This is a genomic window from Streptomyces sp. JHA26 (assembly GCF_002005565.1).
Classification (GTDB): Bacteria; Actinomycetota; Actinomycetes; order Streptomycetales; family Streptomycetaceae; genus Streptomyces.
In genome coordinates this window covers 129,381-156,324 of sequence record NZ_BDJC01000010.1, presented here as the reverse complement: position 1 = coordinate 156,324, position 26,944 = coordinate 129,381, and the positions used below count along the sequence as shown (strand labels likewise).

25 protein-coding genes are annotated in these 26,944 nt (G+C 73.9%); 14 read left to right on the top strand and 11 right to left on the bottom strand.

Annotated features, from left to right (window positions below; genetic code table 11):
* The 4 genes from rfaE2 to JHAT_RS09135 form a co-directional block, all read left to right on the top strand.
* Nucleotides 1-508: D-glycero-beta-D-manno-heptose 1-phosphate adenylyltransferase (gene rfaE2, locus JHAT_RS09150; RefSeq protein WP_107481880.1), on the top strand; the 508-nt coding region annotated here is incomplete at its 5' end.
* Nucleotides 505-1,611, top strand: coding sequence for a glycosyltransferase family 9 protein (locus JHAT_RS09145; protein ID WP_077797560.1), 1,107 nt, complete (start codon nucleotides 505-507; stop codon nucleotides 1,609-1,611). The genes rfaE2 and JHAT_RS09145, both read left to right, overlap by 4 nt.
* Complete coding sequence (locus JHAT_RS09140) at nucleotides 1,608-2,576, top strand: glycosyltransferase family 2 protein (protein WP_077797559.1); 969 nt, start codon at nucleotides 1,608-1,610, stop codon at nucleotides 2,574-2,576. Before JHAT_RS09145 ends, JHAT_RS09140 begins: the two co-directional genes overlap by 4 nt.
* Nucleotides 2,573-3,469, top strand: coding sequence for a glycosyltransferase family 2 protein (locus JHAT_RS09135; protein WP_077797558.1), 897 nt, complete (start codon nucleotides 2,573-2,575; stop codon nucleotides 3,467-3,469). The genes JHAT_RS09140 and JHAT_RS09135 overlap by 4 nt, the downstream gene beginning before the upstream one ends.
* Nucleotides 3,470-3,548: 79 nt before the next feature.
* On the opposite strand, the gene JHAT_RS09130 is transcribed toward JHAT_RS09135, so the two are convergent.
* The 3 genes from JHAT_RS09130 to JHAT_RS09120 all read right to left on the bottom strand — a co-directional run bounded on the left by JHAT_RS09130 (nucleotide 3,549) and on the right by JHAT_RS09120 (nucleotide 5,644).
* A complete protein-coding gene (locus JHAT_RS09130) occupies nucleotides 3,549-3,857 on the bottom strand; it encodes a DUF3040 domain-containing protein (RefSeq protein WP_077797557.1) in 309 nt (102 codons plus the stop codon).
* Between the two features lie 56 nt (nucleotides 3,858-3,913).
* Nucleotides 3,914-4,801, bottom strand: a complete 888-nt coding sequence (locus JHAT_RS09125; protein WP_077797569.1) for a polysaccharide pyruvyl transferase family protein — start codon at nucleotides 4,799-4,801, stop codon at nucleotides 3,914-3,916.
* A gap of 114 nt (nucleotides 4,802-4,915) precedes the next feature.
* The gene (locus tag JHAT_RS09120) at nucleotides 4,916-5,644 is read right to left on the bottom strand and encodes an MgtC/SapB family protein (protein WP_077797556.1); all 729 of its coding nucleotides are present in this window, start codon (nucleotides 5,642-5,644) and stop codon (nucleotides 4,916-4,918) included.
* A 148-nt stretch (nucleotides 5,645-5,792) separates the two neighbouring features.
* On the opposite strand from JHAT_RS09120, the gene JHAT_RS09115 reads away from it, so the two are divergent.
* Nucleotides 5,793-6,899, top strand: coding sequence for a winged helix DNA-binding domain-containing protein (locus JHAT_RS09115; RefSeq protein ID WP_077797568.1), 1,107 nt, complete (start codon nucleotides 5,793-5,795; stop codon nucleotides 6,897-6,899).
* 817 nt (nucleotides 6,900-7,716) lie between these two features.
* On the opposite strand, the gene JHAT_RS09110 is transcribed toward JHAT_RS09115, so the two are convergent.
* A complete protein-coding gene (locus JHAT_RS09110; protein ID WP_077797555.1) occupies nucleotides 7,717-10,533 on the bottom strand; it encodes a LuxR family transcriptional regulator in 2,817 nt (938 codons plus the stop codon).
* A gap of 144 nt (nucleotides 10,534-10,677) precedes the next feature.
* Nucleotides 10,678-11,520 carry a helix-turn-helix transcriptional regulator gene (locus JHAT_RS09105; RefSeq protein WP_077797554.1) on the bottom strand — a complete coding sequence of 281 codons (843 nt, stop codon included), beginning with the start codon at nucleotides 11,518-11,520 and terminating at the stop codon, nucleotides 10,678-10,680.
* Nucleotides 11,521-11,635: 115 nt separating this feature from the next.
* On the opposite strand from JHAT_RS09105, the gene JHAT_RS09100 reads away from it, so the two are divergent.
* On the top strand, nucleotides 11,636-13,309 hold the full coding sequence (locus tag JHAT_RS09100; protein WP_077797553.1) for an AMP-binding protein: 1,674 nt from the start codon (nucleotides 11,636-11,638) through the stop codon (nucleotides 13,307-13,309).
* On the top strand, nucleotides 13,306-14,922 hold the full coding sequence (lbuL, locus tag JHAT_RS09095; RefSeq protein WP_077797552.1) for a linear/branched/unsaturated fatty acid:CoA ligase LbuL: 1,617 nt from the start codon (nucleotides 13,306-13,308) through the stop codon (nucleotides 14,920-14,922). The genes JHAT_RS09100 and lbuL overlap by 4 nt, the downstream gene beginning before the upstream one ends.
* A gap of 27 nt (nucleotides 14,923-14,949) precedes the next feature.
* On the opposite strand, the gene JHAT_RS09090 is transcribed toward lbuL, so the two are convergent.
* Nucleotides 14,950-15,624, bottom strand: coding sequence for a hypothetical protein (locus JHAT_RS09090; RefSeq protein WP_077797551.1), 675 nt, complete (start codon nucleotides 15,622-15,624; stop codon nucleotides 14,950-14,952).
* A gap of 185 nt (nucleotides 15,625-15,809) precedes the next feature.
* Between JHAT_RS09090 and gcl the strand changes: the two genes are divergently transcribed.
* Nucleotides 15,810-17,594, top strand: coding sequence for a glyoxylate carboligase (gene gcl / locus JHAT_RS09085; protein WP_077797550.1), 1,785 nt, complete (start codon nucleotides 15,810-15,812; stop codon nucleotides 17,592-17,594).
* Between the two features lie 87 nt (nucleotides 17,595-17,681).
* On the opposite strand, the gene JHAT_RS09080 is transcribed toward gcl, so the two are convergent.
* The 5 genes from JHAT_RS09080 to JHAT_RS09060 form a co-directional block, all read right to left on the bottom strand.
* Complete coding sequence (locus tag JHAT_RS09080; RefSeq protein ID WP_077797549.1) at nucleotides 17,682-18,320, bottom strand: TIGR04222 domain-containing membrane protein; 639 nt, start codon at nucleotides 18,318-18,320, stop codon at nucleotides 17,682-17,684.
* A 101-nt stretch (nucleotides 18,321-18,421) separates the two neighbouring features.
* Entirely contained in the window at nucleotides 18,422-18,667 is a 246-nt protein-coding gene (locus tag JHAT_RS09075) for a hypothetical protein (protein WP_107481879.1), read from the bottom strand.
* A gap of 536 nt (nucleotides 18,668-19,203) precedes the next feature.
* On the bottom strand, nucleotides 19,204-20,667 hold the full coding sequence (locus JHAT_RS09070) for a catalase (protein WP_077797547.1): 1,464 nt from the start codon (nucleotides 20,665-20,667) through the stop codon (nucleotides 19,204-19,206).
* A 178-nt stretch (nucleotides 20,668-20,845) separates the two neighbouring features.
* The gene (locus JHAT_RS09065; RefSeq protein ID WP_077797546.1) at nucleotides 20,846-21,736 is read right to left on the bottom strand and encodes a 2-hydroxy-3-oxopropionate reductase; all 891 of its coding nucleotides are present in this window, start codon (nucleotides 21,734-21,736) and stop codon (nucleotides 20,846-20,848) included.
* A gap of 32 nt (nucleotides 21,737-21,768) precedes the next feature.
* A complete protein-coding gene (locus JHAT_RS09060) occupies nucleotides 21,769-22,608 on the bottom strand; it encodes a TIM barrel protein (RefSeq protein WP_077797545.1) in 840 nt (279 codons plus the stop codon).
* Between the two features lie 141 nt (nucleotides 22,609-22,749).
* Between JHAT_RS09060 and JHAT_RS09055 the strand changes: the two genes are divergently transcribed.
* The 6 genes from JHAT_RS09055 to JHAT_RS09030 all read left to right on the top strand — a co-directional run bounded on the left by JHAT_RS09055 (nucleotide 22,750) and on the right by JHAT_RS09030 (nucleotide 26,895).
* Nucleotides 22,750-23,001, top strand: coding sequence for a hypothetical protein (locus tag JHAT_RS09055; RefSeq protein ID WP_107481878.1), 252 nt, complete (start codon nucleotides 22,750-22,752; stop codon nucleotides 22,999-23,001).
* Nucleotides 22,998-23,366: a helix-turn-helix domain-containing protein gene (locus JHAT_RS09050; RefSeq protein WP_077797543.1), complete on the top strand. Its 369-nt coding sequence runs from the start codon at nucleotides 22,998-23,000 to the stop codon at nucleotides 23,364-23,366. Before JHAT_RS09055 ends, JHAT_RS09050 begins: the two co-directional genes overlap by 4 nt.
* A 149-nt stretch (nucleotides 23,367-23,515) precedes the next feature.
* On the top strand, nucleotides 23,516-24,022 hold the full coding sequence (gene uraD, locus JHAT_RS09045) for a 2-oxo-4-hydroxy-4-carboxy-5-ureidoimidazoline decarboxylase (RefSeq protein WP_171990809.1): 507 nt from the start codon (nucleotides 23,516-23,518) through the stop codon (nucleotides 24,020-24,022).
* 48 nt (nucleotides 24,023-24,070) lie between these two features.
* On the top strand, nucleotides 24,071-24,472 hold the full coding sequence (uraH, locus tag JHAT_RS09040; protein ID WP_077797541.1) for a hydroxyisourate hydrolase: 402 nt from the start codon (nucleotides 24,071-24,073) through the stop codon (nucleotides 24,470-24,472).
* Nucleotides 24,473-24,479: 7 nt separating this feature from the next.
* On the top strand, nucleotides 24,480-25,415 hold the full coding sequence (gene pucL, locus JHAT_RS09035; RefSeq protein ID WP_077797540.1) for a factor-independent urate hydroxylase: 936 nt from the start codon (nucleotides 24,480-24,482) through the stop codon (nucleotides 25,413-25,415).
* Between the two features lie 64 nt (nucleotides 25,416-25,479).
* Complete coding sequence (locus tag JHAT_RS09030; RefSeq protein ID WP_077797539.1) at nucleotides 25,480-26,895, top strand: nucleobase:cation symporter-2 family protein; 1,416 nt, start codon at nucleotides 25,480-25,482, stop codon at nucleotides 26,893-26,895.
* The last annotated feature ends 49 nt before the right edge of the window (nucleotides 26,896-26,944 follow it).

Here is a 26,944-nt window from a genome sequence, read left to right as displayed (position 1 = left end):
CGCCCTGCCGCCCGCCGGCTCGGACCCGGCGTCGGCCCCGCGGCCCGACACCGACGACCCGCACGCCCTGGCCGCCCGCGTGCGCGCCCAGCACGGCACCGTCGTCGCCGCGGGCGGCTGCTTCGACCTGCTGCACGCCGGGCACGTCGGTCTCCTCCAGGCCGCGCGGCGGCTCGGCGACTGCCTGGTGGTGTGCGTCAACTCCGACGCCTCGGTGCGGCGCCGCAAGGGCGACGGCCGCCCCGTCAACCCCCTCGCCGACCGCGTCCGCGTCCTGCGCGCCCTCGCCTGCGTCGACGCGGTCGCCGTCTTCGACGAGGACACCCCGGAACGCCTCCTGGGCGACCTGCGCCCCGACGTGTGGGTCAAGGGCGGCGACTACGCGGGCGCCGACCTCCCCGAGGCCGCCCTGCTCCAGGAATGGGGCGGCCAGGCGGTCCTGCTGCCGTACCTCGACGGCCGCTCCTCGACGGCCCTGATGGCCCGCGCGGCGGAGGGCGTCCGATGACCGGCCCCACCCCGCCCCGCGTCCCGGCCCCACCGTCGGCCGGGGGACCGGTGACGGGCGACCCGGTGCATCCGCCGCCCGCCGCCGTCACGCACGCGCGGTCGGCCGCCCCCGTGCCCGCCGTGTCCGGAGGGCCGGCGCGTCCGCGGGTTCTCGTGCTGCGGGCCCTCGGGCTCGGGGACCTGCTCGCCGGTGTGCCCGCGCTGCGCGCCCTGCGCCGGGCGTACCCCGGTCACGAGGTGGTGCTGGCCACCCCCGCCGAGCTGGCGCCCGTCGCCGCGGCGACCGGTGCCGTGGACCGGGTGCTGCCCGCCGCCGGGCCCGGCCGGACCGTGCCGCGCACCCTCGACTGGACCGGCCCGCCCCCCGACGTCGCCGTCGACCTGCACGGCAACGGACCGCCCAGCCACCGCCTGCTGGCGGATCTGCGCCCGCTGAGACTGATGGCGTTCGCCCACCCGCAGACCCCGGAGATCGTCGGCCCGCCCTGGTACGCGGACGAGCACGAACGCGACCGCTGGTGCCGGCTGCTGACGGCCTACGGCATCGACGCCGACCCCACCGACCTGCTCCTGCCCCGCCCCGGCACGCCCTCCCCGGCACCCGGCGCGATCGTCCTGCACCCCGGCGCGGGCGCCCCCTCCCGGTGCTGGCCCGTCGAGCGGTACGCCACCGTCGCCGACGCCCTGCGCGCCCGCGGCCGACGGGTCGTGGTCACCGGGGGAGCGGACGAGGGCGACCTCGTGGCCCGCCTGGTCAAGCTGGCCGGCCTCCCCGACACGGACGTGTTCGCCGGCGGCCTGCCCCACGACCGGCTCTCCGCCCTGGTGGCCGGCGCCCGCGCCGTGGTCAGCGGCGACACCGGCATCGCCCACCTCGCCGTCGCCCACGCCGTACCCTCCGTCACCCTCTTCGGCCCCGTTCCGCCCAGCCGCTGGGGCCCGCCGGACCACCCCCGCCACCGTGTCCTGTGGCACCCCGGGCCGGACGGCGACCCGCACGGCCACGAGACCGACCCCGCGCTGCTGCGGATCGGCACCGACGACGTCCTAGACGCCCTCGACGCCCTCGACGCCCTGGACGCCCTCAGCGAGGCACCATGAACCACGGCACCCCCCACGACCCCGGCCGCGCGGCACACCGAGGCGCCGACGCCGACCGCGCCGCGACGACCACCCGCGAACGACCGCGCACCGACCCCGCGCGGCACGCCCCCGTCGGCGTCGTCATCGCCACCCGCAACCGCTCCGCGAGCCTCGCCGCGACCCTGCGCCACCTGCTCGCGCTGCCCGAGCGGCCCGAGGTGCTCGTCGCCGACAACGCCTCCACCGACGACACCCGCGCGATGCTCGCCCGCGACTTCCCCCGGGTCCGCGTCCTCGCCCTGCCCTTCAACCGCGGCGCCCTCGCCCGCACCCACGGCGTCCGCGCGCTCGACACGCCCTACGTGGCGTTCAGCGACGACGACTCCTGGTGGGCACCCGGCGCGCTCGCCACCGCGGCCCGCCTGTTCGACGCACACCCGCGGCTCGGCCTGCTCTCCGCCCGCACCCTCGTCGGCCCCGCCGAGGACCCCGACCCGCTCAACGACGTGCTCGCCGGCTCCCCCCTCGGCCGCGCCGCCGACCTGCCCGGCACCCAGGTGCTCGGCTTCCTCGGCTGTGCCGCCGTCGCCCGCCGCGAGGCCTACCTCGACGCCGGCGGCTACCACCCCCTGCTGTTCTTCGGCGCCGAGGAGACCCTCCTCGCCTACGACCTCGCCGCCCGCGGCTGGGGCGTCACGCACTGCCCCGAGGTCGTCGCCCACCACCACCCGGACCCCGGCCCGCGCACCGACCGCCCGGCCGTCGTCCGGCGCAACGAACTCCTCACCGCCTGGCTGCGCCGCCCCCTGCCGCACGCCCTCGCCCGCACCCGCGCCCTCGCCGCCGAGGCCCGCCGGGACCCGCACGCCCGCCGCGCCCTGCGCGAGACCCTGGCCCGCCTGCCCTCCGCCCTGCACGCCCGCAGGCCCCTGCCCCCGCACGTGGAACGGGGCGCCCGCCTCCTGGAGGAAGCGACCCCATGACGGACCCCCGCACGACCGTCGTCGTCATCACCCACAACCGGCGCCCCGAACTCCTGCGCACGCTGGACCGTCTCGCCGGACTGCCGGAGAGGCCCGCGGTGATCGTCACCGACAACGGCTCCACCGACGGCACGGCCGACGCCGTCGCCCGCCACCACCCGGACGTGACGCTGCTGCGCCCCGGCCGCAATCTCGGCGCCGTCGGACGCAACCTGGCGGTCCGCCGGGTCACCACGCCGTACGTGGCCTTCTGCGACGACGACTCCTGGTGGGCGCCGGGCTCGCTGTCCGGGGCCGCCGACCTGCTCGACCGCCATCCCGCGGTCGGCTCGGTCACCGCCCGCATCGTCGTCGAACCGGACGGCACCGAGGACCCGATCGTCGCGGAGCTGCGCGACTCCCCCGTGCCCCGCCCGGACTGGCTGCCGGGACCCGCGCTCGGCTCGTTCCTGGCCGCCGCGACCGTCCTGCGCACCGACGCCTTCCGGGCCGCGGGCGGCTTCCACCCCCGGCTGTGGCTGGGCGGCGAGGAGGAGCTCCTCGCCGCGGACCTGGCCGCCGACGGCTGGTGGCTGACGTACGACGACGACTTGACGATCCACCACCACCCGTCCGATGTGCGCGACCCGACGCTGCGGCGGGCGCACGGCATCCGCAACACCCTGTGGTTCACCTGGCTGCGCCGCCCGGCCGGTTACGCCCTGCGCCGCACCCTGCACCTGGCCCGGACCGTCCCGCGCGACACCGTGTCCCTGCGGGCCTTCGCCGAGGCGGCGGCCGCCCTGCCGTGGGTCCTGCGCGAGCGCCGGGTGCTGCCCGCGGAGGTGGAGGCGCGCCTGCGCGCCCTGGAGCCGGCCCAGCGCGCGTCGACGGCGCGCAGCTACACGGGCTGAGGAACCGCACGCGCCCGGCCCCCCGCCGAGGGGACGGGAGGCCGGGCACGTGTGCGGCGCCGTACGGGGGAAGGGGTCCTCAGCCCTGCGACCATCGGCACAGCAGCCGGAACGCCGCGAACAGCGTGGGTGGCCATACGACGGCGAACGCCCAGATCACGGCGGGTTCCGAGGTGACGATGCCGGTCACCATGAGGGTGACGGACAGCGTGAGCAGCAGGGCGACCGTCAGGGCGCGCGGGCGGTAGGACGCCAGGCGCGTGAGGTCGGGACCGCGGCGCAGGCGCAGGGTGCGCAGCTGCCGGTCGAGACGGCGGTCGCGGCGCAACGCCCGTTCCACCTGGTCGAGTATGCGCTGTTCGTGATCGGGGAGGCGGTCGATGGTCATGGTGTCTCCTCCTGGGCGCGGACCGACCACCACCGGGTGCCCGCCCGCGGGCGGGGTCAACCGGCCGCCCGCAGTCCCAGGGCCGCCACGAGACCGTCGGCGCCGTCCGGTCGCGCCCCGGCCCGGAACCCGGCGCCGATCCGCCGCGCGGCCTCCCGCCCGTCGGCCAGGCACCACCGCCACCAGCGTTCCAGCACGCCCGTCCCCAGCCGCTCGGCGGCCACCAGCGCGGGCCAGCCGCAGGCACGGGCCTGCGCCGTCACCTTCGCGCCGCCCGCGACCGGGTCCACCGCCAGCGCCGGCGTCCCGGCCCGCAGCGCCAGCACCAGCCCGTGCAGCCGGTCGGTGACGACCAGGTCCAGCCGGGACAGGACGGCCTCCAGCTGGGCCGGCGTGCCGCACAGCCGCCAGTCGTGCGCGTCCAGCCGGGTCTCCAGCTCCAGGAGCGCGCAGTCCTTGCCGGCCAGCCAGTGCGTCACCGAGGCGGCGACCCGGTCGTGCCGCCGCAGGGACCCGTACTCGTGCTGCCCGTGCGTGAGCACCACGCCGACGACGGGCCGGGCGGGCAGGGCGGGGGCGCGGGCCGCGAGGTCCGGGGTCGGTCCGGTGCCGGCGGCGTCCCGGGCCAGGACGCGGTCGAAGCCGGTGACGGCCGGGGAGCCGGGGTCCACGACGGAGACGCCGACCGCGATCCGCACGCAGTGGGCGAACCGCCGGTGCAGCTCCTCGACCTGCGGCCCGTGCGCCGGCCCGCACACGAACACCAGATGGGACCAGTCCGCCGGGTCCACGTCCGCGAAGTGCAGCGCGTCCGCCCGGAAACCGGGGCTCCACACGACGTCGTGGTCGAGCCCCGCACCCCGCAGCACCTCCTCGACCCGGCGCAGCGCGAGCACGTCCCCGGCGGTCGCCTCCCCGTCCTGGAAGCTGAACCACCCGGTCACCAGCACGCGGTCCCGCCGGACCCGGCCGTCACGTTCGTTCGATGCGTGGAGGTGCTGCACAGTGACCCCGGGTGCCCGCCCGGCCGGAGGGGAACCGCCGTGTCCCCCGTTCGGCTACTCCCCCTCCGCGGTGACGTTCAGGTCGGCGTCGATCACGCCCTCGGCGTGGAACAGGTCGGAGGTCAGCCGCACCGCGTCCCCGGTCCCCTCCAGCCGCAGCAGGACCCGGGCGGCCGGATCCGTACGGCCCGGCAGCCGGTCGGCGGTCACCCGCAGGATGCGGAACCCGCGCCGCGTGCACGTCTCCATCAGCTGCGGCAGCAGCGCCCGGCCGGTCAGGTAGGTCAGCCGGATCTCCACCGTGGTGGCCGTCTCCTTCGCGATGTGGGAGGCCAGGGCCGGATAGCCGCGCACGACCACGAAGTACAGCGCGGTGGTCACCAGGGCCAGGATCGGCAGCCCTCCGCCGCAGGCCATGCCGACCGCGCAGGTCAGCCAGATGGTCGCCGCGGTCGTCAGCCCCCGCACCGCGTCACGCCGTACGAAGATCAGGCCGCCGCCGATGAAGCCGATCCCGGAGACGATCTGGGACGCCACCCGGGACGGGTCGAGGGAGACGCCGTCCATGCCCAGCACGTCGGCGAAACCGTGCTGGGAGATCTCCATCATCAGCGCGCTGGCCACGCCGACCAGGGTGTGGGTGCGCAGCCCCGCGCTCTTCTGCTGGGCCTCGCGCTCCCAGCCGATCAGGCTGGACAGCAGCAGGGCGATCCCCAGCTCGGCCAGCTGACGCAGCCCTTGCCCGGCGCCCACGTCCCACAGCGACACCGCCAGCTCGCGCATCCGCGGCCTCCCTCGCTCGCGATCCCGTCGTTCCCACACCGGGCCGGCCCTCTCCGCGATCATCCCCCAGGACCGCTCCACCGGCCCGCCGGGCACCCGGCGGGCCCGCCGTCCGGCCCCCCGGGTGCCCGGCGCTACCGTGCACGGCATGACGCCCAAGGCACCCACGACGGCCCCCGTGCTCGGCATCCGCGCGCTCAACCGCGCCACGCTCGCCCGGCAGTTGCTGCTGCGCCGCGCGCCGGTGTCCGCCGAGGACGCGGTCGCGCACCTCGTCGGACTCCAGGCCCAGAACGTGAAGCCCCCGTACTACGCGCTCGCCGCCCGCCTCGACGGCTTCGGCCCCGAGGACCTCTCCGCTCCGATGGCCGGCCGCCGGGTCGCCCGCATCGTCACCCTGCGCTCGACCATCCACACCCACACCGCCGACGACTGCCTGACCCTGCGCCCGCTGGTGCAGGCCGCCCGGGACCGCGAGCTGGGGTCCTTCCGCAAGGGACTGGCGGGTGTCGACCTGGACCGGCTCGCCGTCGTCGCACGCGAGCTGGTGGAGGCCGAGCCGCACACCATGGGGCAGTTGCGCCGGGCACTGCTCACCGAGTGGCCCGACGCCGACCCGCAGGCCCTGGCCGTCGCCGCGCGCTGCCGGCTCCCGCTCGTGCAGGTGACCCCGCGCGGACTGTGGGGCCGCAGCGGCCAGGTCACGCTCACCACCGCCGAGCACTGGTTCGGACGCCCCGCGCAGCCGGTGCCGGCACCGGACGGCACCGTGCTGCGCTACCTCGCCGCCTTCGGACCGGCATCCGTGAAGGACATGCAGACCTGGGCCGGGCTGACCCGGCTGCGGGACGCCTTCGAACGGCTCCGTCCCCGGCTCCTCACCTTCCGGGCCCCGGACGGCACCGAACTGTTCGACCTGCCCGACGCGCCGCGCCCCGGCCCGGACGCCCCGGCCCCGCCGCGCTTCCTGCCCGAGTTCGACAACCTGCTCCTCTCCCACGCCGACCGCACCCGCCTGGTCCCGCCGGAGCACAAGGGCCGCACCTGGCGGGGGAACCTGGCGTACCGCGTCCTCCTCGTCGACGGCTTCGTGGCCGGACTGTGGAAGCTCGGGGACGGCGCCCTCGTCGTCGAGGCGTTCGGCCGGCTCACCAGGGCACAGCGGGCCGAGGTCGTGGCCGAGGGGGAGCGGATGCTGACGACGATGCACCCGGGGGAGGCGTACGACATCCGGTTCGGGACCGTGCGCGGCTGACCGGCGGCGCCGTCCGGCGACCGCCGGGCATGGAGAGGGGGCGCTGCGGGCCGCTCGTGGTGGCTCGCAACGCCCCCCGGTCTCGCTCCTGAGGGCCACTCAGGAGTCCTGCTGGGGCGGGGTCAGGCGGTGACCCGCGCGGTCACCGGGTCCGAGGAGGCGGCCGGCCGGGAGCAGACCCCGGGCGGCCGGCTCGGGCGCGGCCCTCGCCCCGGGAAGTGATCCCTGCCAGGACGTCCCCCGTTGAGCAGGGGCCCGCCGCTGACGCCCTGGCAGGTGTCCATGTCGCCAAAGGCGCGTCCGGCGCCGGGCGTGACCGGCGGCGCGGCGGTGGCCGATCCGGCGCGGGCGGGCCCGGACATGAGTCTCCTCGGGATTGCCGGTGGTGGGGGGTCGCACGGGCGTGGGGGGTGAGCACGGGGCTCTCGGGACAGGCCCCCGTGTGCCCGGGCGAGCGGCACGTCCTCACGCTAGGGCCGGCGGCGGCGACGGCCCAATGAGGGAAGCCCCTAGGGGGAGTCGGGCAGGGATAACCCTCGATCGGCCCCGACCGCACCCGCCGCCCGGCATCCGGACCCGCCGTGTCCTCGGACGCGCCGACGTCCGGGCGGACGGAAGAGGCGGTCGAAGCCCAAGACGCCGGTGGGGCCGGCGGCCGCTCCCGACGGCGTCCGGGCTCGACGGCTCCGGCGGCGACGTCCGTCCCGGCGCGTGCGACGCCCGGCGGTCCGGGCCCGTCGGCGGTGGAGCCGTGGAGGACGTGCGGACCGGCCGCCGGGCACCGCCGCCCGGAGCCGGCCCGGGCCGAACGGCGTCCCTAGGTCTTCCCGCCCGCCGCCAGTCTCACGATGTCGACCCGGGACCGGATCCCGAGCTTGCGGTAGACCCGGGTGAGCGTCGCCTCGACCGTCTTGACGCTGACGAACAGCCGGGCGGCGATCTCCCGGTTGGTGGAGCCCTCCATGACGAGCGACGCCACCTGACGCTCCATCGACGCCAGACCCGTCAGGCAGTCCGGAGCGCCGGCCGGCCGCACGGGGTCCGGTCCGGCCGCGGCCGTCCGCGCCGCGGCGGCCGCCTCCACCCGCCGCAGCCAGGGCAGCGCCCGGCAGCGCCGGAAGAGCCGCGCCGCCTCGTCGTACGACCCCGACTCCGACCCCGGCCGCTGCGCCCGCAGCCGAGCCAGCGCGAACGCCGTCCGCGCCTCCTCCAGGCCGAACCCGAGCCCGGCCAGCCGGTCCCGCGCCGACACCAACCGCGTGACGGCCGCCCGGTGCTCGCCCCGCGCCGCCCGCAGCCGCGCCTCCGACCGGTCCAGCACGGCCAGCACGCTCCCGCGGCCCAGCCGCAGCGCGTGCGCGCGCGTCACCTCGATGACCTCCTGCGCCTCGGCCGGCTGCCCGGTCCGCACCAGCGCCTCCGCGAGGTCGCCCTGCCACCGGCCGCGCGCCGGGTCGGTGATGCCCGCCCCGGCCTCCAACGCCCGTACCCGGCGCAGCGCCTCCACGGCCGCGTGGGCGTCGTCCGCCACCAGGTGGGCGTGGCCGAGCGCGGCCAGGGCACGCGAGAGGTACACGGCGTCGCCGTCCTCCTCGGCCCGTCGCACCGCCTCCCGCGCCAGCGACAGCGCCCGCTCCACGTCCCCGCCCGCGGCCTCGGCGAGCGCCGCCTGCATCGCCCCCGCGCCCTCGCCGATGCCCGCGTCCCGCGCCAGCGTCAGGCTCTCCCGGGCCAGCTCCAGGGCCCGGCCGCAGTGCCCGGCGTGCAGTTCGGTCTCGGACAGGAAGCGCAGGTAGTGCACCTCGCTCTCGGCCATGCCGCGCCGCCGCACCTCGCGCAGCAGCGCGGTGGCGGTGCTCCGCGCCTCGGCCAGCCGGTCGTTCATCACCAGCCAGCGGAACCGCGACGAACCCGCCCCGTTGTGATGGCACGCCACCCGCGGGTCCTGCGGCTCCTGCAGCGCCCGTTCGATCGTCACGGGCGCGTCCGGGTGCCCCATCAGGGTCTCGGCCTGGGCCTGGAACGCGAGCGCGAGCAGCTCGGTGGTGCGGTCCCCGGCCCGCGCCGCCAGCCGGGCCGCGTGCGCCGCCTCCTCCCGGCCCTGTGCGAAGTCGCCCTGCACCACCAGATCGCGCCAGGCCAGCTGGTAGTGGACCAGGGCCAGCAGCCGGGGGTCGTCGCCCGCGTCGGCGAGGGCCTGCGGGAAGACGGCGTCGACGTCGCCGATGGCCTGCCCCGCCGCCTCGATGACCACCATCCAGGCCCGCACGCGCTCACCCGGTTCGGTGGCCCGGGTCAGCACCTCGCGGGCGACGTCCCGGGCGAGGTCCACCTCGCCCGCGGTGATCGCGTCCTCGGCGGCCTGGAGCCGGCGCTCGTCCGGCCCCGGCCCGCCGTCCGCCGGGGTGTGCCGGGCGGCCAGCAGACCCAGCGAGGCGGCCACCGACGGCGCACCGCGGTCCCGGGCCAGCGCGGCGGCCTGGGCGAGCCGCGCCGCCACCTCCGGGTCGGTGCCGGTGGTCGCCAGGGCCAGGTGCCGGGCGCGCTCGATCGGATCGGACGCCGCCGTGGACAGCGCGGCGTGCGCGGCCCGCCGTTCCGGCGCCGGCGCCTCGGCGTACAGCGCGGCCGAGATCAGCGGATGCGCGAACCGCAGGGCCGGGCCCTCCGGGTCGCTCGCCAGCAGACCCAGCTCGGCGGCCTGGGCGGTCTCGGCCTCCGCGTCGACCCGGCCGGCCGCGTGCAGCAGGGCCGGGGTGGGACGGGCGCCCGCGCTGGCCACCAGCAGGGTGCGGCGGGCCTCCTCCGACAGCATCTCCAGGCGTTTGAGCACCAGCGCGCGCAGCGAGGTCGGCACCGGCAGCGGCTCGCCCGGCCGGGGCGGGGTCGGGCTCTCGGCCAGGGCACGGCCCAGTTCCAGCGCGAACAGCGGGTTGCCGCCGCTGGTGCGGTGGATGTCGCGGACCGTGGAACGGGGCAGGCCGGAGAAGCCGCGCCGGCCGAGCAGCGTCGACACCTGGGCCCGGGTCAGCGGCTCCAGGCGCACCGCGCGGGTGTCCGGCGGGCAGACCCGCAGATGGCGGTCGTACTCCTGGTCGTCGGTCCGCACCGCGCACAGCAGCCGCACCGGCGTGTCGCCCAGGCGGCGGGCGGCGAAACCGAGCAGTTCGGTGCTGGCCGGGTCCAGCCACTGCAGGTCGTCGGCGACGACGAGGACGGGGCCCTCGGCGGCGAGCGCGCGCAGCGCGGACAGCACGGCCAGGCGCAGCGCGAGCCCGTCGCGCTGGAGCGTGGACTCGCCGCGGCCCGTGAGCGCCGACTCCAGCGCGGTGCGCTGTGCGGCGGGCAGGGCACCGGACACCTCGTCCAGCACCGGGCCGAGGAGGTCGGCGAGGGCGAGGAAGGGGAGGTGGGATTCGGACTCCGTGGCCGAGCAGCGCAACACGGTGCGCGTCGTGCGGGCGTATTCGGCGGCCAGTGTCCGCAGGACGGTCGACTTTCCGATTCCGGCGGGGCCGTGCAGGAGCACACTGCCCCCTCGGGCGAGCTGCTCACGGGCCGCGCCGAACGGTGCCTCCCGGCCGATGACCAGGTCGGAGCGGGGCCCGGCAGGCTCCGTGAAATCCCGTCGCACGGTGACCGCTCCCCTCCGCGTGTCGTGTTCCGGCCAATATTAGGCGTCGGGGCGGTGAATGAAGGGAGGGTGAGGGGGTGAGGGAAACAACAAAGCGGTGAACACAGAATACAAAAATCCCCGGGAATGCCCACCGCCGGACGGTTACGGCAGCCACCCCGCCCGGCGCGCGGCGACGACCGCCTCACCGCGGGTGCGGGCGCCCAGCTTGCGCATGGCCGACCGCAGGTACCCCTTCACCGTCTCCGGGCCCACCCCCAGCCGCTCCGCGGCCGCGGCGTTCGTCGCCCCGGCGGCCACGCACGCCAGGACGTCCACCTCGCGCGGAGCCAGCCGCGCCCCACCGGCGGGCTCCGTGCCCGCGGTGAGCATCCCGCACGCGCGCAGCAGCTCGTCCCGCAGGGCCGGGTCCGTGATCCTCGGCGCCAGCGCCCGCAGCGCCGCGTGCGCCTCCCGCACCTGCTCCCACGCCGCGGAGTCCGCCGGGCCGCGCGCCGGCTCCGGCCGCCGGGCCGCGCTCAGCAGCTCGCCCGCCTCGTCCCGCAGCAACAGCGCCTGTTCCACGTCCCGTGCCGCCTCCACGGCCGCGCCCAGGGTCCGGTCGCCCAGCGGCTGGGCCGTGCGCAGGGCGCCGTAGAGCACGCCGCGCACCCGGCGCCGTACGACCACCGGCACCGCCACCACCGAGCGCAGGCCCTCGGCGGCGACGGGGAGGTCGTACTCGTGGCTGATCTGCCGGGAGACGGAGTAGTCCGTGACGGCGCACGGCCGGGACAGCGCGACGGCCTTGCCGCCCAGGCCGTTGCCGGAGGTCACCGCGAGGGCGCTGAGCGCGGCCGTCGCGGTGCCGCTCAGCTCGCTGATGCGCACCTGCCGCCGGCCGGACTCCAGCAGCCCGCCGAAGGCGACCGGCAGCCCGGTGGTGCGCCGCAGCCGTGCCAGCGCGCCACGGATCTCCGCCGTCTCGGCCTCCTCCACTGCGCTCACCCCTCCGCGGCCGGTTCCGTCGCGTCCACCCCCGTTCGGGGGTGGTGAGACCTGTATCACGGAGGGAACGATGGCGGGAAGCCGCCCGGCAATGGTCCGGCACCGAGGAGGACAGATGACGACGGCGACCGAGCTGTTCCGCAGCGCCCGCGATTTCCTGCTGGAACACCGTGAGGACTACGCCACCGCCTACGGGGGTTTCACCTGGCCCCGTCCCCAGCACTTCAACTGGGCGCTGGACTGGTTCGACGTCATCGCCGAGGGCAACGAGCGCACGGCGCTGCACATCGTGGAGGAGGACGGCTCCGAGGTCCGCGTCTCCTTCGCGGAGATGTCCGCCCGGTCCGACCGCGTCGCGAACTGGCTGCGCGAGCGGGGCGTCCGTGCCGAGGACCGCATCCTCGTCATGCTCGGCAACCAGGTCGAGCTGTGGGAGACCGCCCTGGCGGCGATGAAGCTGCGTGCCGTGGTCATCCCGGCCACCACCCTGCTGGGCCCGGCCGACCTGCGCGACCGCGTCGACCGCGGCCGGGTGCGGCACGTGATCGCGCGGGCCGAGGACACCGGCAAGTTCGACGACGTGCCCGGCGACTACACGCGCGTCGCGGTCGGCGGCGGCACGGCCCCCGGCTGGCAGGCGTACGAGGACGCCTCCGCGGCCCCCGCCGGTTTCGTCCCGGACGGCCCCACCGCCGCCGACGACCCGCTGATGCTGTACTTCACCTCGGGCACGACCGCCCGCCCCAAGCTGGTCGAGCACACCCACGTGTCGTATCCCGTCGGACACCTGGCGACCATGTACTGGATCGGCCTGAAGCCGGGCGACGTGCACCTGAACATCTCCTCACCCGGCTGGGCCAAGCACGCCTGGTCGAACCTGTTCGCGCCGTGGAACGCCGAGGCGACCGTCTTCCTGCACAACTACACCCGGTTCGACGCGGCCCGGCTGATGGCCGAGATGGACCGGGCCGGCGTGACGACGTTCTGCGCGCCGCCGACGGTGTGGCGCATGCTCATCCAGGCCGACCTGTCCCAGCTCGCCACCCCGCCGCGCGAGGTCGTCGCGGCCGGTGAGCCGCTGAACCCGGAGGTCATCGAACAGGTCCGCCGGGCCTGGGGCGTGACCATCCGGGACGGCTTCGGCCAGACCGAGACCGCCGTGCAGGTGTCCAACAGCCCGGGACAGGTGCTGAAGACCGGCTCCATGGGCCGCCCCAGCCCCGGCTACCGCGTCGAACTCCTCGACCCCGTCACCGGCGCCCCCGGCGCCGACGAGGGGGAGATCGCGCTCGACCTGTCGAACCGCCCCGTCGGCCTGATGACGGGCTACCACGGCGACCCCGACCGCACCGCCGAGGCCATGGCCGGCGGCTACTACCGCACCGGCGACATCGGCGCCCGGGACGCGGACGGCTACCTCACCTACGTGGGGCGCGCGGACGACGTGTTCAAGGCCAGCGACTACAAGATCAGTCCCTTCGAGCTGGAGAGCGCCCTGCTGGAGCACGAGGCGGTCGCCGAGGCGGCGGTCGTGCCGGCCCCCGACGAGCTGCGGCTCGCGGTGCCGAAGGCGTACGTCGTCCTGGCGGCGGGCTGGGAGCCGGGCCCGGACACCGCGAAGGTCCTCTTCGAGCACTCCCGCGAGGTCCTCGCCCCCTACAAGCGCATCCGCCGCCTGGAGTTCGGCGAGCTGCCCAAGACCGTGTCCGGCAAGATCCGCCGCATCGAGCTGCGCGAGGCCACGGCGGCCGGTTCGCAGGACGAGTACCGCGAGGAGGACTTCCGGTGACCGCGCCCGCGCTCTCCTACGCCCACGGCACCAGCGAGACCCCCCTCCTCGGCGACACCATCGGCGCCAACCTGGACCGCGCGATCGCCGCCCACCCCGGCCGCGAGGCCCTGGTCGACGTGCCGTCCGGCCGGCGTTGGACCTACGCCGAGTTCGGCGCCGCCGTCGACGAGGTGGCGCGCGGACTGCTGGCGAAGGGCGTCACCCGGGGCGACCGGGTCGGCATCTGGGCGGTCAACTGCCCCGAGTGGGTCCTCGTCCAGTACGCCACCGCCCGCATCGGCGTCGTCATGGTGAACGTCAACCCGGCCTACCGCGCGCACGAACTGGAGTACGTCCTCCGGCAGTCCGGCATCAGCGTGCTCGTCGCCTCCCTCGCCCACAAGAGCAGCGACTACCGGGCGATCGTGGACCAGGTCCGCGGCCGGTGCCCCGCGCTGCGGGAGACGGTCTACATCGGCGACCCGTCCTGGGACGCGCTGACGGCGGGCGCCGCCTCCGTGCCACCGGAGCGGGTCGAGGAGATCGCCGCCGGGCTGAGCTGCGACGACCCGGTCAACATCCAGTACACCTCGGGCACGACCGGTTTCCCCAAGGGCGCCACCCTCTCCCACCACAACATCCTCAACAACGGCTACTGGGTGGGCCGCACGGTCGGCTACACGGAGCAGGACCGCATCTGCCTGCCCGTCCCCTTCTACCACTGCTTCGGCATGGTCATGGGCAACCTGGGCGCCACCTCCCACGGCGCCTGCATCGTCATCCCGGCCCCGTCCTTCGAGCCGGCGGCGACACTCCGGGCGGTGCAGCAGGAGCGGTGCACGTCCCTGTACGGCGTCCCGACCATGTTCATCGCGGAGCTGAACCTGCTCGACTTCGCCTCCTACGACCTCACCTCCCTGCGCACCGGCATCATGGCGGGCTCGCCCTGCCCGGTGGAGGTGATGAAACGGGTGGTCGCCGAGATGCACATGGAGCAGGTCTCCATCTGCTACGGCATGACCGAGACCTCCCCGGTCTCCCTGCAGACCCGCATGGACGACGACCTCGAGCACCGCACCGGCACCGTCGGCCGCGTCCTGCCGCACATCGAGGTCAAGGTCGTCGACCCGGTGACCGGCGTGACCGTGCCCCGCGGCGAGGCGGGCGAACTGCGCACCCGCGGCTACAGCGTGATGCTCGGCTACTGGGAGGAACCGGAGAAGACCGCCGAGGCGATCGACCGGGGCCGCTGGATGCACACCGGGGACCTCGCGGTGATGCGCGAGGACGGCTACGTGGAGATCGTCGGCCGCATCAAGGACATGATCATCCGGGGCGGCGAGAACATCTACCCGCGCGAGGTCGAGGAGTTCCTCTACGCCCACCCGAAGATCGCGGACGTCCAGGTCGTCGGCGTGCCGCACGAGCGCTACGGCGAGGAGGTGCTGGCCTGCGTCGTCCCGCGCGACGCGGCCGACCCGCTCACCCTGGAGGAGCTGCGCGCCTACTGCGACGGGCAGTTGGCCCACTACAAGGTGCCCAGCCGCCTCCAGCTCCTCGACTCCTTCCCGATGACCGTCTCGGGGAAGGTGCGCAAGGTGGAGCTGCGCGAGCGGTACGCCGGCGCGTAACCCCCGGCACCTCGATATCCCGACGGCTCAGCCGGCCGTGGCGTCCAGCGCCACGGCCGGCGCGTTCGCCGGGCGCGGCACGCCCGACGGGTCGAGCACGAACAGCGCGACGTCCAGCAGGTCGGCGCGGACCCGGGCGTCCTCGGCGTACCCGGCGAGCGAGAAGTACACGCCCCGCGCCGACTCCGCCATGGCCGTCAGCCACAGGCACTCCACGTCCCGCAGCGAGGCCGGGCCCACCTGGGCCACGATCCCCGGCGCGGCCAGCCCGATCCCGGACGGCGGCCGCTGGTCGGCGCGGCGCACGTCCCGGTGGCCGAGGCCGCGCAGGTACAGGACGGCGGCGGTGACCGCGTCGCGGGCCGTGCGGATCGGGACGGCCCGGTGGGCCGGGACCCGTGGGCCGGGCGGCCGCCCGGTGCGGCCCGCGGCCGTCCGGTCCACCGGTACGCACAGCACCGTCCCGCACGGGCAGCCCAGCTCCGGGCGCGGCCACCGGCCCTCGGTCCCGCAGGCCGTACAGCGCACGCCGATCCACTCCTCGTCCCAGACCCGGCGGGTGACCACCGTCGGGCTCCCGCGGGGATCCAGCGCCGGGGCGACGGGCGTGCCGCACGCGCACGGATAGGACGGTGCCGTGTAGCGGTGCCGGCGTCCGCAGGCGGCGCAGCACACCGAGATGGTCCCGGACATGGCCCCCATCGTCCTCCGGACCCCCCTTCCCCGTCCGCGTCTCGGCGATCCCGGTCTCTTGACGGCCCCCGGCCACCCACTTACATTACTTCCAGATCGTAGAAAGCATATTTCGCTATACGGAAAAGCTACGGAACGACTCACCGCGGGGCGCGACGGGAGTGCGAATCCGGCAGCCGGAGCAGGAGTACTCGATGGCTCGTATGACCGCTGCCCGAGCGGCAGTTGAGATCCTCAAGCGCGAGGGCGTCACCGACGCGTTCGGTGTGCCGGGCGCGGCGATCAACCCCTTCTACGCGGCGCTCAAGGCATCCGGCGGCGTCCACCACACCCTCGCCCGGCACGTCGAGGGCGCCTCGCACATGGCCGAGGGCTACACCCGCACCCACGCCGGCAACATCGGCGTCTGCATCGGCACCTCCGGGCCGGCCGGCACCGACATGATCACCGGTCTGTACTCGGCGATCGGCGACTCGATCCCGATCCTGTGCATCACCGGCCAGGCGCCGACCGCGGTGATCCACAAGGAGGACTTCCAGGCCGTCGACATCGCCTCCATCGCCAAGCCGGTGACCAAGATGGCGGTCACCGTCCTGGAGGCCGCGCAGGTCCCCGGCGTCTTCCAGCAGGCGTTCCACCTCATGCGCTCCGGCCGTCCCGGCCCGGTCCTGATCGACCTGCCGATCGACGTCCAGATGACGGAGATCGAGTTCGACCCCGAGACCTACGAGCCGCTCCCGGTCTACAGGCCGGCCGCGACCCGCGCCCAGATCGAGAAGGCGATCGGCATGCTCAACGCCGCCGAGCGCCCGCTGATCGTGGCCGGCGGCGGTGTCATCAACGCCGACGCCGCCGACCTCCTCGTGGAGTTCGCGGAGCTGACCGGCACCCCGGTCGTCCCGACCCTGATGGGCTGGGGCCTGCTGCCCGACGACCACGAGCTGAACGCCGGCATGGTCGGCCTGCAGACCTCGCACCGCTACGGCAACGCGACGTTCCTGGAGTCGGACTTCGTCCTCGGCATCGGCAACCGCTGGGCCAACCGCCACACCGGCAAGCTGGACGTCTACACCGCCGGGCGGACGTTCGTCCACGTCGACGTCGAGCCCACCCAGATCGGCAAGATCTTCGCCCCGGACTACGGCATCGCCTCCGACGCCAAGGCCGCGCTCGAGCTGTTCGTCGAGGTCGCCAAGGAGCTGAAGGCGGCCGGCGAGCTGCCCGACCGCTCCGCGTGGGCCGCATCCGCGCAGGAGCGCAAGGCGAGCCTCCAGCGCCGCACGCACTTCGACGACATCCCGATCAAGCCGCAGCGCGTCTACGAGGAGATGAACAAGGCCTTCGGCCCGGAGACCCGGTACGTCTCCACCATCGGCCTCTCCCAGATCGCCGGCGCCCAGATGCTGCACGTCTACCGGCCGCGGCACTGGATCAACTGCGGTCAGGCCGGCCCCCTCGGCTGGACCGTCCCGGCCGCCCTCGGCGTCGCCAAGGCCGACCCCGAGGCCCAGGTCGTGGCGCTCTCCGGCGACTACGACTTCCAGTTCATGATCGAGGAACTGGCCGTCGGCGCGCAGCACAAGATCCCCTACGTCCACGTCCTGGTCAACAACTCCTACCTGGGCCTGATCCGCCAGGCGCAGCGGGCGTTCGACATCGACTTCCAGGTCAAGCTGGAGTTCGAGAACATCAACTCGCCCGAGCTGGGCGTCTACGGCGTCGACCACGTCAAGGTCGCCGAGGGCCTGGGCTGCAAGGCGATCCGGGTGACCGACCCGAACGAGCTGGGCGCCGCCCTGGAGCAGGCCAAGAAGCTCGCCGCCGAGCACCAGGTGCCGGTGATCGTCGAGGCGATCCTGGAGCGCGTCACCAACATCTCCATGTCGGGCACCAACGACATCAGCAACGTCGTGGAGTTCGAGGAGCTGGCGACCGAGCCGGGGCACGCCCCGACGGCGATCCGGACGCTGAAGGTCTGACCCGTACGACCCGCACGACCTGCACGGCCATCGGCCGAGGGCGGTCCGTCACCCCGACGGACCGCCCTCGCGCATGTCCGGGGCCGTTCAGTCCCCGCCGCCCCCCGAGCCGAAGCCGCCCGCATGGTCCCCGTGGTCCGCGGACCGGTCGCCCGAGACCGAGTCCTCGTACTCGTCGCGCCACCGGAGGAACCGGCCCCGGCCGAGCGAGAAGCGCACCCCCTCGGCCGGGGCGCCCGGGTCCGTCAGCCCGGCGCGCAGCGCGAAGCGCGGCAGGAGCAGGCGCAGGGCGGCATCGCCGTGCAGGGCGACCGCGAGCAGCGTGTCCTGGTCCGACAGCCCGTGCCTGGCCGCCGGCAGCGGGTACCGCTCCCGCCAGAACGCCACGCGGCGGCGGGCGCCGCGGGTCGGTCCCAGCCGTGGGTAGCGCAGCAGCCCCTCCTCCGCGAGCGGGATGCGCGCCAGGGCCAGCGCCAGGCGCACGTCCGGATGCCGGACCAGCTCGCGAGCGGTGAGCGGCTCGCGCAGACAGTCCAGGACGGTCCCCTCGAACGGGCCCAGTCCCTCCGGCTCCGGCCCCGTCGCGCACAGTGTCCTGCGCGGGCCGGTCTCGACGGCGCCCCGCAGGTGCAGGGCGACCACCGCCACCGTGACGGCGGCTCGCGGCCCGCCGCCGAGCAGCGCGATCTCGTGCGGCTCCCATCCGATGTCCGTGTCCCTGTCCATGGCCTCACCCCCCGTGTGCCCGGGGATGTGCCCGGCGCGGGGGGTGGTTCAAGCGTGCGGCCGCGTTCTCGGAGGAGGACTTGAGGAAAACCTCCCCGCCCTCAGCTCCCGTGGGGCTCGTGATGCTCGTGCAGTCCCGGCCAGTCGTCGGGGCCGCCGCCCTGCCACTCGACGAGGTCGCTGGTCGCGACGTCGGTCACGTACAGGTCGGCCAGCCGCAGGATCTCGGCGACGTCGTCGAGGTGCGAGGCGACCCCGAGCGTCTCCTCGCCCGAGGTGACCCGGCGGGAGCCGTCCAGGGCTGCGGGGCGGACCACGACGGGGGGATGCTCCGGTGGATGTGCCATGACTCCAGACTGCTGCGCCCGAGGGGCTCCCGCACCTCCGGGGCCGTGGTGGAGGCACGCGAACGCACCGGACGCGCGGAAGCACCGGACACGGAGAGGCACCGGGCACGGAGAGGCACCGGACACGGAGAGGCGCCGGATGCGGGACCGTCCGCATCCGGCGCCTCTCGGCCCGGTGAGGGTTTTCTGGGTGGGGAGGGTTTTTCCGGGTGGTTCCCGTCCGACGGCGCGAGGCTGGGCGCGACAGGTCGTTCGCGCCGCCGGACGGAGTCTGGGGGCCTGGCGGCCCGTGGGGCCGCCGGAGGCGAGTGGCTGGGACCGCGGCGGTTCACGACGGGTCCGGGTGACTCCTCCCCTCAGGTCGTAGGAGAAGTCCCGGGCCCTTCACCACCGCACTGGCTCGCAGGCCGCCGCGGTCCTCGCCCTGCCCGCGCCGGCACCGGGCGGCCACCCCTCATCCGGGCCGTTCCGATGCCTGCGCGGGCCGCCCACATGGTCTTGACCTCCCCGTCAAGTCCCGTGGGCGAGCTGGTGGATCAGTCCTCGCGCAGGGCGCGGACCGCCTCCTCCACGCGCTTGCCGTACTCCGTGTCGGCGGCGTGGAAGTGCGCGAGGTTCTTCTCGACCACGTCGTTGCGGGAGACCTGGGACAGGCCGCCGGCGATGTTCGCGATCAGGCGCTTCTTCTCGTCCTCGGACATCAGGCGGTACAGCTCACCGGCCTGGAAGAAGTCGTCGTCCTTGGTGTGCAGCGGCGCCTCGTGGGTGCCGGTGTGGCCGGAGACCGCGAGCGGCGCGGCCAGCGGGCGGCCGGTCTCGACCGGGCCGTCGTACGAGTTCGGCTCGTAGTTCTTGGCGCCGCGGCCCTGGGAGTTGGACGCCATGAAGCCGTCTCGGCCGTAGTTGTCCGCGCCGCCGGGCACGGCCTTCGGGGCGTTCACCGCGAGCTGGGTGTGGTTGACGCCCAGGCGGTAGCGGTGCGCGTCCGCGTAGGCGAACAGGCGGCCCTGGAGCATCTTGTCGGGGGAGGGGCCGATGCCCGGGACGAAGTTGTTCGGGGAGAACGCGGCCTGCTCGACCTCGGCGAAGACGTTGTCCGGGTTGCGGTCGAGGACCAACCGGCCCACGCGGCGCAGCGGGTAGTCGGCGTGCGGCCACACCTTGGTCACGTCGAACGGGTTGAAGCGGTAGTTCGCCGCCTCGGCCACCGGCATCAGCTGCACGTGCAGCGTCCAGGACGGGTACACGCCCCGCTCGATGGCCTGCACCAGGTCGGTCTGGTGCGAGGTCGGGTCCTCGCCCGCGAGCTTCGCGGCCTCGTCGGCGGTCAGGCAGCGGATGCCCTGGTCCGTCTTGAAGTGGTACTTGACGAAGTAGGACTCGCCCCTGGCGTTCGTCCACTGGTAGGTGTGCGAGCCGAAGCCGTCCATGTGGCGGTAGGACGCCGGGATGCCGCGGTCGCCCATCAGCCAGGTCACCTGGTGCGTGGCCTCGGGGGAGTGCGCCCAGAAGTCCCAGACGTTGTCCGGTTCCTGGCGGCCCGAGAACGGGTCGCGCTTCTGCGAGTGGATGAAGTCGGGGAACTTGATCGGGTCCTTGATGAAGAACACCGGGGTGTTGTTGCCGACGAGGTCGTAGTTGCCCTCCTCGGTGTAGAACTTCACCGCGAAGCCGCGCGGGTCGCGGACCGCGTCCGCGCCGCCGAGCGAGTCGGCCACGGTGGAGAAGCGCAGGAAGACCTCGGTGCGCTTGCCGACGGTGCTCAGGAAGTCGGCGTGCGTGTAGTCGGTGACGTCGTCGGTCACCTCGAAGTGGCCGTAGGCGCCGGAGCCGCGGGCGTGCACCACGCGCTCCGGGATGCGCTCGCGGTTGAAGCGGGCGAGCTTCTCGATGAGGTGCTGGTCCTGGATCAGGAGCGGGCCGCCGATGCCGGCGGAGGCGGAATTCTGGTTGTCGGCGACCGGGGCGCCGGACTCTGTCGTGAGCACGCGCTGCGACATCGGGGACCTTCCGTGCGAGGGGTCAGCGGAAAACAATTTCCGCTTCGTGGAGCCTAAGTTCGGGGTGCCGGACACGTCAACAGTTTGTTGAAGTGGTGGGTTCCGGGCGGCGTCGCCGCTTGGGCGCGACAGGACAGGTGTCAGCGGCGGCGCCGCCCGGAGGTCTCGGTGCGGTGCCTCAGACCCGGGCGCCGGAGAGGCGCTCGACGGCCCGCAGCAGGGCCGAGTGGTCCAGGCCGCCGTCGCCCTGGGCGCGCAGGGAGGCGACCAGCTGGGCGACCACGGCGCCGACCGGCAGCGCGGCGCCGACGTTGCGGGCGGCGTCGGTGACGATGCCCATGTCCTTGTGGTGCAGGTCGATGCGGAAGCCCGGCTTGAAGTCCCGGTCGAGGAAGTTGTCCTTCTTCCGGGTCAGCACGGTCGAGCCGGCCAGGCCGCCGTTGAGGACGTCGAGGGCGGCCTTCAGGTCCACGCCCGACTTCTCCAGGAAGACCACGGCCTCGGCGCACGCCTGGATGTTCACGGCGACGATGAGCTGGTTGGCGGCCTTCACGGTCTGGCCCGAGCCGTGCGGACCGCACAGCACGATGGTCTTGCCGAGGGCCTCCAGGATCGGCCTGGCCTCGTCGAAGTCGGCCTGCTCGCCGCCGACCATGATGGACAGGACGGCCTCGATCGCACCGGCCTCGCCGCCGGAGACCGGGGCGTCCAGGACGCGGACGCCCTTGTCCTTGGCGGCCTTCGCGAGGTCGACGGAGGTCTGCGGGGTGATCGAGGACATGTCGATCAGCAGCGCGCCGGACCTCGCGTTCTCCAGGATGCCCTCGGGGCCGTAGGCGATGGCCTCGACCTGCGGCGACGCGGGCACCATGGTGATGACGACGTCGGCGTCGCGCACGGCCTCGGCGATCGAGCCGGCCGCGGTGCCGCCGGCGGCGGCCAGGCGGTCCAGCTTCTCCTGCTCCAGCGTGTAGCCCGTGACCTGGTAACCCGCCTTGATCAGGTTCTCGGACATGGGGGAGCCCATGATGCCGAGGCCGATCCAAGCGATCTTGGGAAGCTTGCTCATGATGGGGGTGCCTCTCGGGAAGTCGGGGGTTGTCAGCGGGCGGCGCGGGCTTCGCGGGGCAGCCAGTCGAAGGCCTCCGCGCTCGGGCGGTCGCCGGGCTTGTACTCCAGGCCGACCCAGCCCTCGTAACCGGCCTTCGCCAGCCGGTCGAGCAGCTCCTCCAGGGGGAGCGAGCCCGTGCCCGGGGCGCCGCGGCCGGGGTTGTCGGCGATCTGCACGTGGCCGGTCCTCGCGGCGTAGGCGTCGATCACCTGCGGGAGGTCCTCGCCGTTCATGGACAGGTGGTAGAGGTCCATGAGGAACTTCGCGTTGCCGAGTCCCGTGGCCTCGTTGACCTTGTCCACGACCTCGACCGCGGCCGGCGCCGACACCAGCGGGTACAGCGGCGACTCGGGCTTGTTGAGCGCCTCGATCAGCAGGACCGCGCCGATCCGGTCGGCCGCGCGGGCGGCGAGGACCAGGTTCTCCAGCGCGAGCCGGTCCTGCTCGGCCGGGTCCACGCCCTCGACGCGGTTGCCGTACAGGGCGTTGAGCGCCGTGCAGCCCAGCGACTCGGCGAAATCGGCGGCCACGTCGATGTTGGCGCGGAAGCGGTTCGACTCCTCGCCGGGCACCGACAGGGCGCCGCGGTCGGGACCCGGCAGCCGTCCGGCGTAGAAGTTCAGCCCGGTGAGCTGGACGCCCGCGTCCTCGATCGCCTTCTTCAGGGCGTCGAGCTCGGACCGCTCGGGGGTGGGGGAGTCGATCCAGGGCCACCACAGCTCGACCGCGGTGAAGCCGGCCGCGGCGGCGGCCGCGGGGCGCTCCAGGAGCGGGAGTTCCGTGAAGAGGATCGACAGGTTGACGTTGAAGCGCTGGTCTGCGAATCCCATCGGGTGCCGCGCTCCCTTCCGATGCGAGGGTGTTTCCGTATTACGGAAGTTCGTTTCTGCTTAATGGAAGATTGCCGAAGCCCGGCGGAGCTTGTCAAGAGGGGGCGGCGGAAATCGGGCACGGCGCGTTAGGTTGACCCGGTGCGATTGAGAGTGGAGTTCACGACCGAGCCCTTCGATCTCGATGAGGCGCCCGCCCACGCGGTCGTCGCCCGGGAGGTCGTCGAGGCCGCGGAGCTGGACGAGGTCGACGTCGGCCCGTTCGGCAACACCGCCGAGGGCGGCGCCGACGCGGTCCTCACCGCCGTGGACGCGCTGCTGCGCCGCTCCCTGGAGGCCGGCGCCACCCGGATCTCGCTCCAGGTCAACGTCGTCGAGGAGGGCGAGCGGTGACCGGCCTCGGCGAGGAACCCTTCATCGCGGCCGTGAAGCCCCTGGTCGACGCCATCGGCGGCGAGATGCTCCCGCCGGACGAGGCGGGAGGGGACGACGTCGTGCTCGCCTGGGAGGGTGTCGACGTCGTCGCCGTGCGCCTGCCCCAGCTCGCCGACTCCCTGGACCACATCCTCGCCGCCATGGAGCGCCGACGGGGCAGACCGCTGTCCGAACTGGACCGCAGGGCCAAGCAGGAGGTCGTGCGCACCCTGGAGGCGCGCGGCGCCTTCTCCGTGCGGCACGGCGTCGAGACCGTCGCGAGCGCGCTGGGCGTCAGCCGCTTCACCGTCTACAACTACCTCAACCGCGAGAAGGGCTCCTGACCTGCACGGGAGCACCGCACGACGAGCCGCCGCCCGGTCACCGGGCGGCGGCTTTCGTCACCCCGAATTTTCAACAAAGTGTTGACGCGGTGTTTCCGAGGGCGTTAGCTATCGGCACGCCCGTTCAGCACAAGGCCACGGAGGCTCCCGTGACGTCCACTTCCGCGTCGGGCCTGGCCCGCTTCAACGCCCTCGAGGAGACCGCGGCACTCGCGGAACTCCACGAGGCGTGTGCCTCCACGGCGTGGGCCCGGCAACTGATCAGCGCCCGTCCCTTCGCCACCCCCGAGGACCTCTACGCCGCGTCCGACGCCGCCATGGCCGAGCTGACCGCGGCGGACCTCGAGGAGGCGATGGCCAGGCACCCGCCGATCGGCCGCCCCGAGCCCGGCGACCCCACCTCCTCCCGCGAGCAGGCGGGGATGGCCGGGGCCTCCGCCGAGCTCAAGGCGGAGATGCTCGAACTGAACCTGGCCTACCAGGAGAAGTTCGGCCACGTGTTCCTCATCTGCGCCACCGGCCGGACCGGCGAGCAGATGCGGGACGCGGCTCTGGAGCGGATCGGCAACTCGTCCGAGCAGGAACGGGAGATCGTCCGCACCGAACTGGGGAAGATCAACCGCATCCGGCTGGCCCGGCTGCTCGACGCCGCCTGACCCGCCGCAAGCCGACCGACGTCGCTGCACACCGCAAGAGGACATCGCATGAGCACCGAGACCACCGCTTCCGTGTCCACGCACATCCTGGACACCAGCGTCGGCCGCCCCGCCGAGGGCGTCGCCGTCCACCTCTCCGCCCGCGGCGGGCCCGAGGCGGACTGGCAGGCGCTCGGCGGCTCCGCGACCGACGCGGACGGACGGTGCAAGGACCTGCCGGCGCTGCCGGAGGGCACCACACACGTACGGCTCGACTTCGACACCGAGACGTACTTCGCCAGGAAACAAGCCGCGGCCCAGCAGGACGCCCCCGCGCTCCGGGACAGCGAGAACGGCCGGCCCGTGTTCTTCCCCGAGGTCACCATCACCTTCGCGGTGGTGCCCGGCGAGCACTACCACGTTCCGCTGCTGCTCAACCCGTTCGGCTACTCCGTTTACCGAGGGAGCTGACCGACACATGACCCGTTTCGTCCTGGGACAGAACCAGTACGGCAAGGCAGAGAACCGCGTCGTCAAGATCACGCGTGACGGCGACACGCACCACATCAAGGACCTGAACGTCTCCGTCGCCCTCTCCGGCGACATGGAGGAGGTCCACCGCAGCGGTTCGAACGCGAACGTCCTGCCCACCGACACCACCAAGAACACGGTGTACGCCTTCGCCAAGGAGCACGGCATCGAGAGCGCCGAGGACTTCGGCGTCAAGCTCGCCCGCCACTTCGTGGACAACACCGAGTCCATCTCCCGGGCCCGCATCCGCGTCGAGGAGTACGGCTGGGAGCGGATCGAGACCTCCAAGGGCGGCGCCCGCTTCGTCGGCTCCGAGGAGATCGCCCACTCCTTCGTCCGCAAGGGCCAGGAGACCCGCGTCGCGCAGATCACCTACGACGGCCACGGCATCCAGGTGCTCTCCGGGTTCAAGGACCTGACCGTCCTGAACACGACCAACTCCGAGTTCTGGGGCTACCTGAAGGACAAGTACACCACCCTCAAGGAGGACTACGACCGTATCCTCGCCACCACCGTCTCCACCTGGTGGCGGCACAACTGGGACGGCATCGACTCGCACGCCCCCGACTGGGAGCGCTCGTACAACGGGGTGCGCAAGCACGCGCTCCAGGCGTTCGCCGAGACCTACTCGTACTCGCTCCAGCAGACCCTCTTCGAGATGGGCGTGCGGGTGCTGAACTCCCGCGACGAGGTCGACGAGATCCGCTTCTCGATGCCCAACAAGCACCACTTCCGCTCGGACCTGTCGCCCTTCGGGATCGACAACGAGGCCAAGGACGGCGCCGTCTACTACGCCGCCGACCGCCCCTACGGCCTGATCGAGGCCACCATCCTGCGCGACGGCGCCGAGCAACTCATCCCGGTCGACATGACCAACCTCTGACGCGGGAAGCGCGCCCCGGCCCGGCCCCCCGCGGCCGGCGGCGCGCCACACCGGAGGGAACACCATGGCACAGCCTGCAACGGAGCCGGCGAAAGGCTCCTCCTGTTCCACCCCGCCGGTGCACACCGAGGACGCCGTCACGTCCGTGCACCCGGTGGACGAGAAGCTCCACCCCTCGCGGCTCGTCCCCGCCGCGCTCCAGCACATCGCCGCCATGTACGCGGGCGTCGTCACTCCTCCGCTCATCATCGGCCAGGCCTGCGGACTCGACCTCGAGGCCCGCACCCGGCTCATCGCCGCCTCGCTGCTCATCGCCGGCGTCGCGACCCTGCTGCAGACCCTCGGCGTCAAGGGCTTCGTCGGCAACCGGCTGCCCTTCGTCAACGCCGCCTCCTCGGCCGGCATCGCCCCGATCCTGGCCATCGCCGAGACCAACTCCAAGGGCGACCAACTCCCCGCGGTCTACGGCGCGGTGATGGTCGCGGGCGTCTTCTGCCTGGCCGTCGGCCCCTTCTTCGGGCGGCTGCTCAGATTCTTCCCGCCGCTGGTCACCGGCGTGGTCATCACCCTGATCGGCGTCACGCTGATGCCCGTCCCGGTGGGCTGGGCCCAGGGCGGCGACGAGACCGCCGCCGACTTCGGCTCCATGAGCAACCTCGCGCTCGCCGCCTTCACCCTCGGCGTCATCCTCGTGATGCAGCGCTTCGGCAAGGGCTTCTTCAAGCAGGTCGCCCTGCTCTTCGGCCTGTTGATCGGCACCCTGGCCGCCATCCCCTTCGGCATGGCCGACTTCAGCGCCCTCAGGACCGCCCCGGTCGCCGCGCTGCCGACGCCCTTCGCCTTCGGCGCCCCCGAGTTCCAGCCCGCGGCCATCCTGTCGCTGTGCATCGTGATGCTGGTCCTGATGACCGAGTCCAGCGCCGGCATGCTCGCCCTCGGCGAGATCTGCGACCGCCGCGCCGACGCCAAGGTCATCACCCGCGGCCTGCGCACCGACGGCCTCGCCACCCTCTTCGGCCCGGTCTTCGGCGGCTTCCCCACCTCCGCCTTCGCACAGAACGTCGGCGTCGTCTCCCTGACCCGGGTCCGCAGCCGCTACGTCGTCGCCGTCGCCGGCGCCACCCTGCTGGTCCTCGGTGTCTTCCCGGTCCTCGGCGCGGTCGTCTCCCTGGTCCCCATGCCGGTCCTCGGCGGCGCGGGCATCGTCCTCTTCGGCTCCATCGCCGTCAGCGGCATCCGCACGCTGTCCGAGGCCGGTCTGGACGACAGCTCCAACATCATCCTGGTCGCCGTGGCGCTCGGCGCGGGCATCATCCCGCTGGCCGCACCGACCTTCTACGCCGACTTCCCGGCCTGGGCGCAGACCGTGCTCGGCTCCGGCATCAGCGCTGGCGCGCTCGTCGCGGTCGTCCTCAATCTGTTCTTCCACCACCTCGGCACCCGGAACCGCAGCACCGTTCCGGCACTCGAATCCTCCTAGGGCCCTGCCGTGCCCCCCTCGTGGGTACCCCTACCGCCCACGGGCCGCA

Excerpts from the sequence above, each read along its gene's own strand:
- JHAT_RS09145 (WP_077797560.1), top strand. The coding sequence starts at position 505 with ATGACCGGCCCCACCCCGCCCCGCGTCCCGGCCCCACCGTCGGCCGGG.
- JHAT_RS09140 (WP_077797559.1), top strand. The coding sequence starts at position 1,608 with ATGAACCACGGCACCCCCCACGACCCCGGCCGCGCGGCACACCGAGGC.
- JHAT_RS09135 (WP_077797558.1), top strand. The coding sequence starts at position 2,573 with ATGACGGACCCCCGCACGACCGTCGTCGTCATCACCCACAACCGGCGC.
- JHAT_RS09130 (WP_077797557.1), bottom strand. The coding sequence starts at position 3,857 with ATGACCATCGACCGCCTCCCCGATCACGAACAGCGCATACTCGACCAG.
- JHAT_RS09120 (WP_077797556.1), bottom strand. The coding sequence starts at position 5,644 with ATGCGCGAGCTGGCGGTGTCGCTGTGGGACGTGGGCGCCGGGCAAGGG.
- JHAT_RS09115 (WP_077797568.1), top strand. The coding sequence starts at position 5,793 with ATGACGCCCAAGGCACCCACGACGGCCCCCGTGCTCGGCATCCGCGCG.
- JHAT_RS09100 (WP_077797553.1), top strand. The coding sequence starts at position 11,636 with ATGACGACGGCGACCGAGCTGTTCCGCAGCGCCCGCGATTTCCTGCTG.
- JHAT_RS09090 (WP_077797551.1), bottom strand. The coding sequence starts at position 15,624 with ATGGGGGCCATGTCCGGGACCATCTCGGTGTGCTGCGCCGCCTGCGGA.
- gcl (WP_077797550.1), top strand. The coding sequence starts at position 15,810 with ATGGCTCGTATGACCGCTGCCCGAGCGGCAGTTGAGATCCTCAAGCGC.
- JHAT_RS09080 (WP_077797549.1), bottom strand. The coding sequence starts at position 18,320 with ATGGACAGGGACACGGACATCGGATGGGAGCCGCACGAGATCGCGCTG.
- JHAT_RS09075 (WP_107481879.1), bottom strand. The coding sequence starts at position 18,667 with ATGGCACATCCACCGGAGCATCCCCCCGTCGTGGTCCGCCCCGCAGCC.
- JHAT_RS09070 (WP_077797547.1), bottom strand. The coding sequence starts at position 20,667 with ATGTCGCAGCGCGTGCTCACGACAGAGTCCGGCGCCCCGGTCGCCGAC.
- JHAT_RS09065 (WP_077797546.1), bottom strand. The coding sequence starts at position 21,736 with ATGAGCAAGCTTCCCAAGATCGCTTGGATCGGCCTCGGCATCATGGGC.
- JHAT_RS09060 (WP_077797545.1), bottom strand. The coding sequence starts at position 22,608 with ATGGGATTCGCAGACCAGCGCTTCAACGTCAACCTGTCGATCCTCTTC.
- uraH (WP_077797541.1), top strand. The coding sequence starts at position 24,071 with ATGAGCACCGAGACCACCGCTTCCGTGTCCACGCACATCCTGGACACC.
- pucL (WP_077797540.1), top strand. The coding sequence starts at position 24,480 with ATGACCCGTTTCGTCCTGGGACAGAACCAGTACGGCAAGGCAGAGAAC.
- JHAT_RS09030 (WP_077797539.1), top strand. The coding sequence starts at position 25,480 with ATGGCACAGCCTGCAACGGAGCCGGCGAAAGGCTCCTCCTGTTCCACC.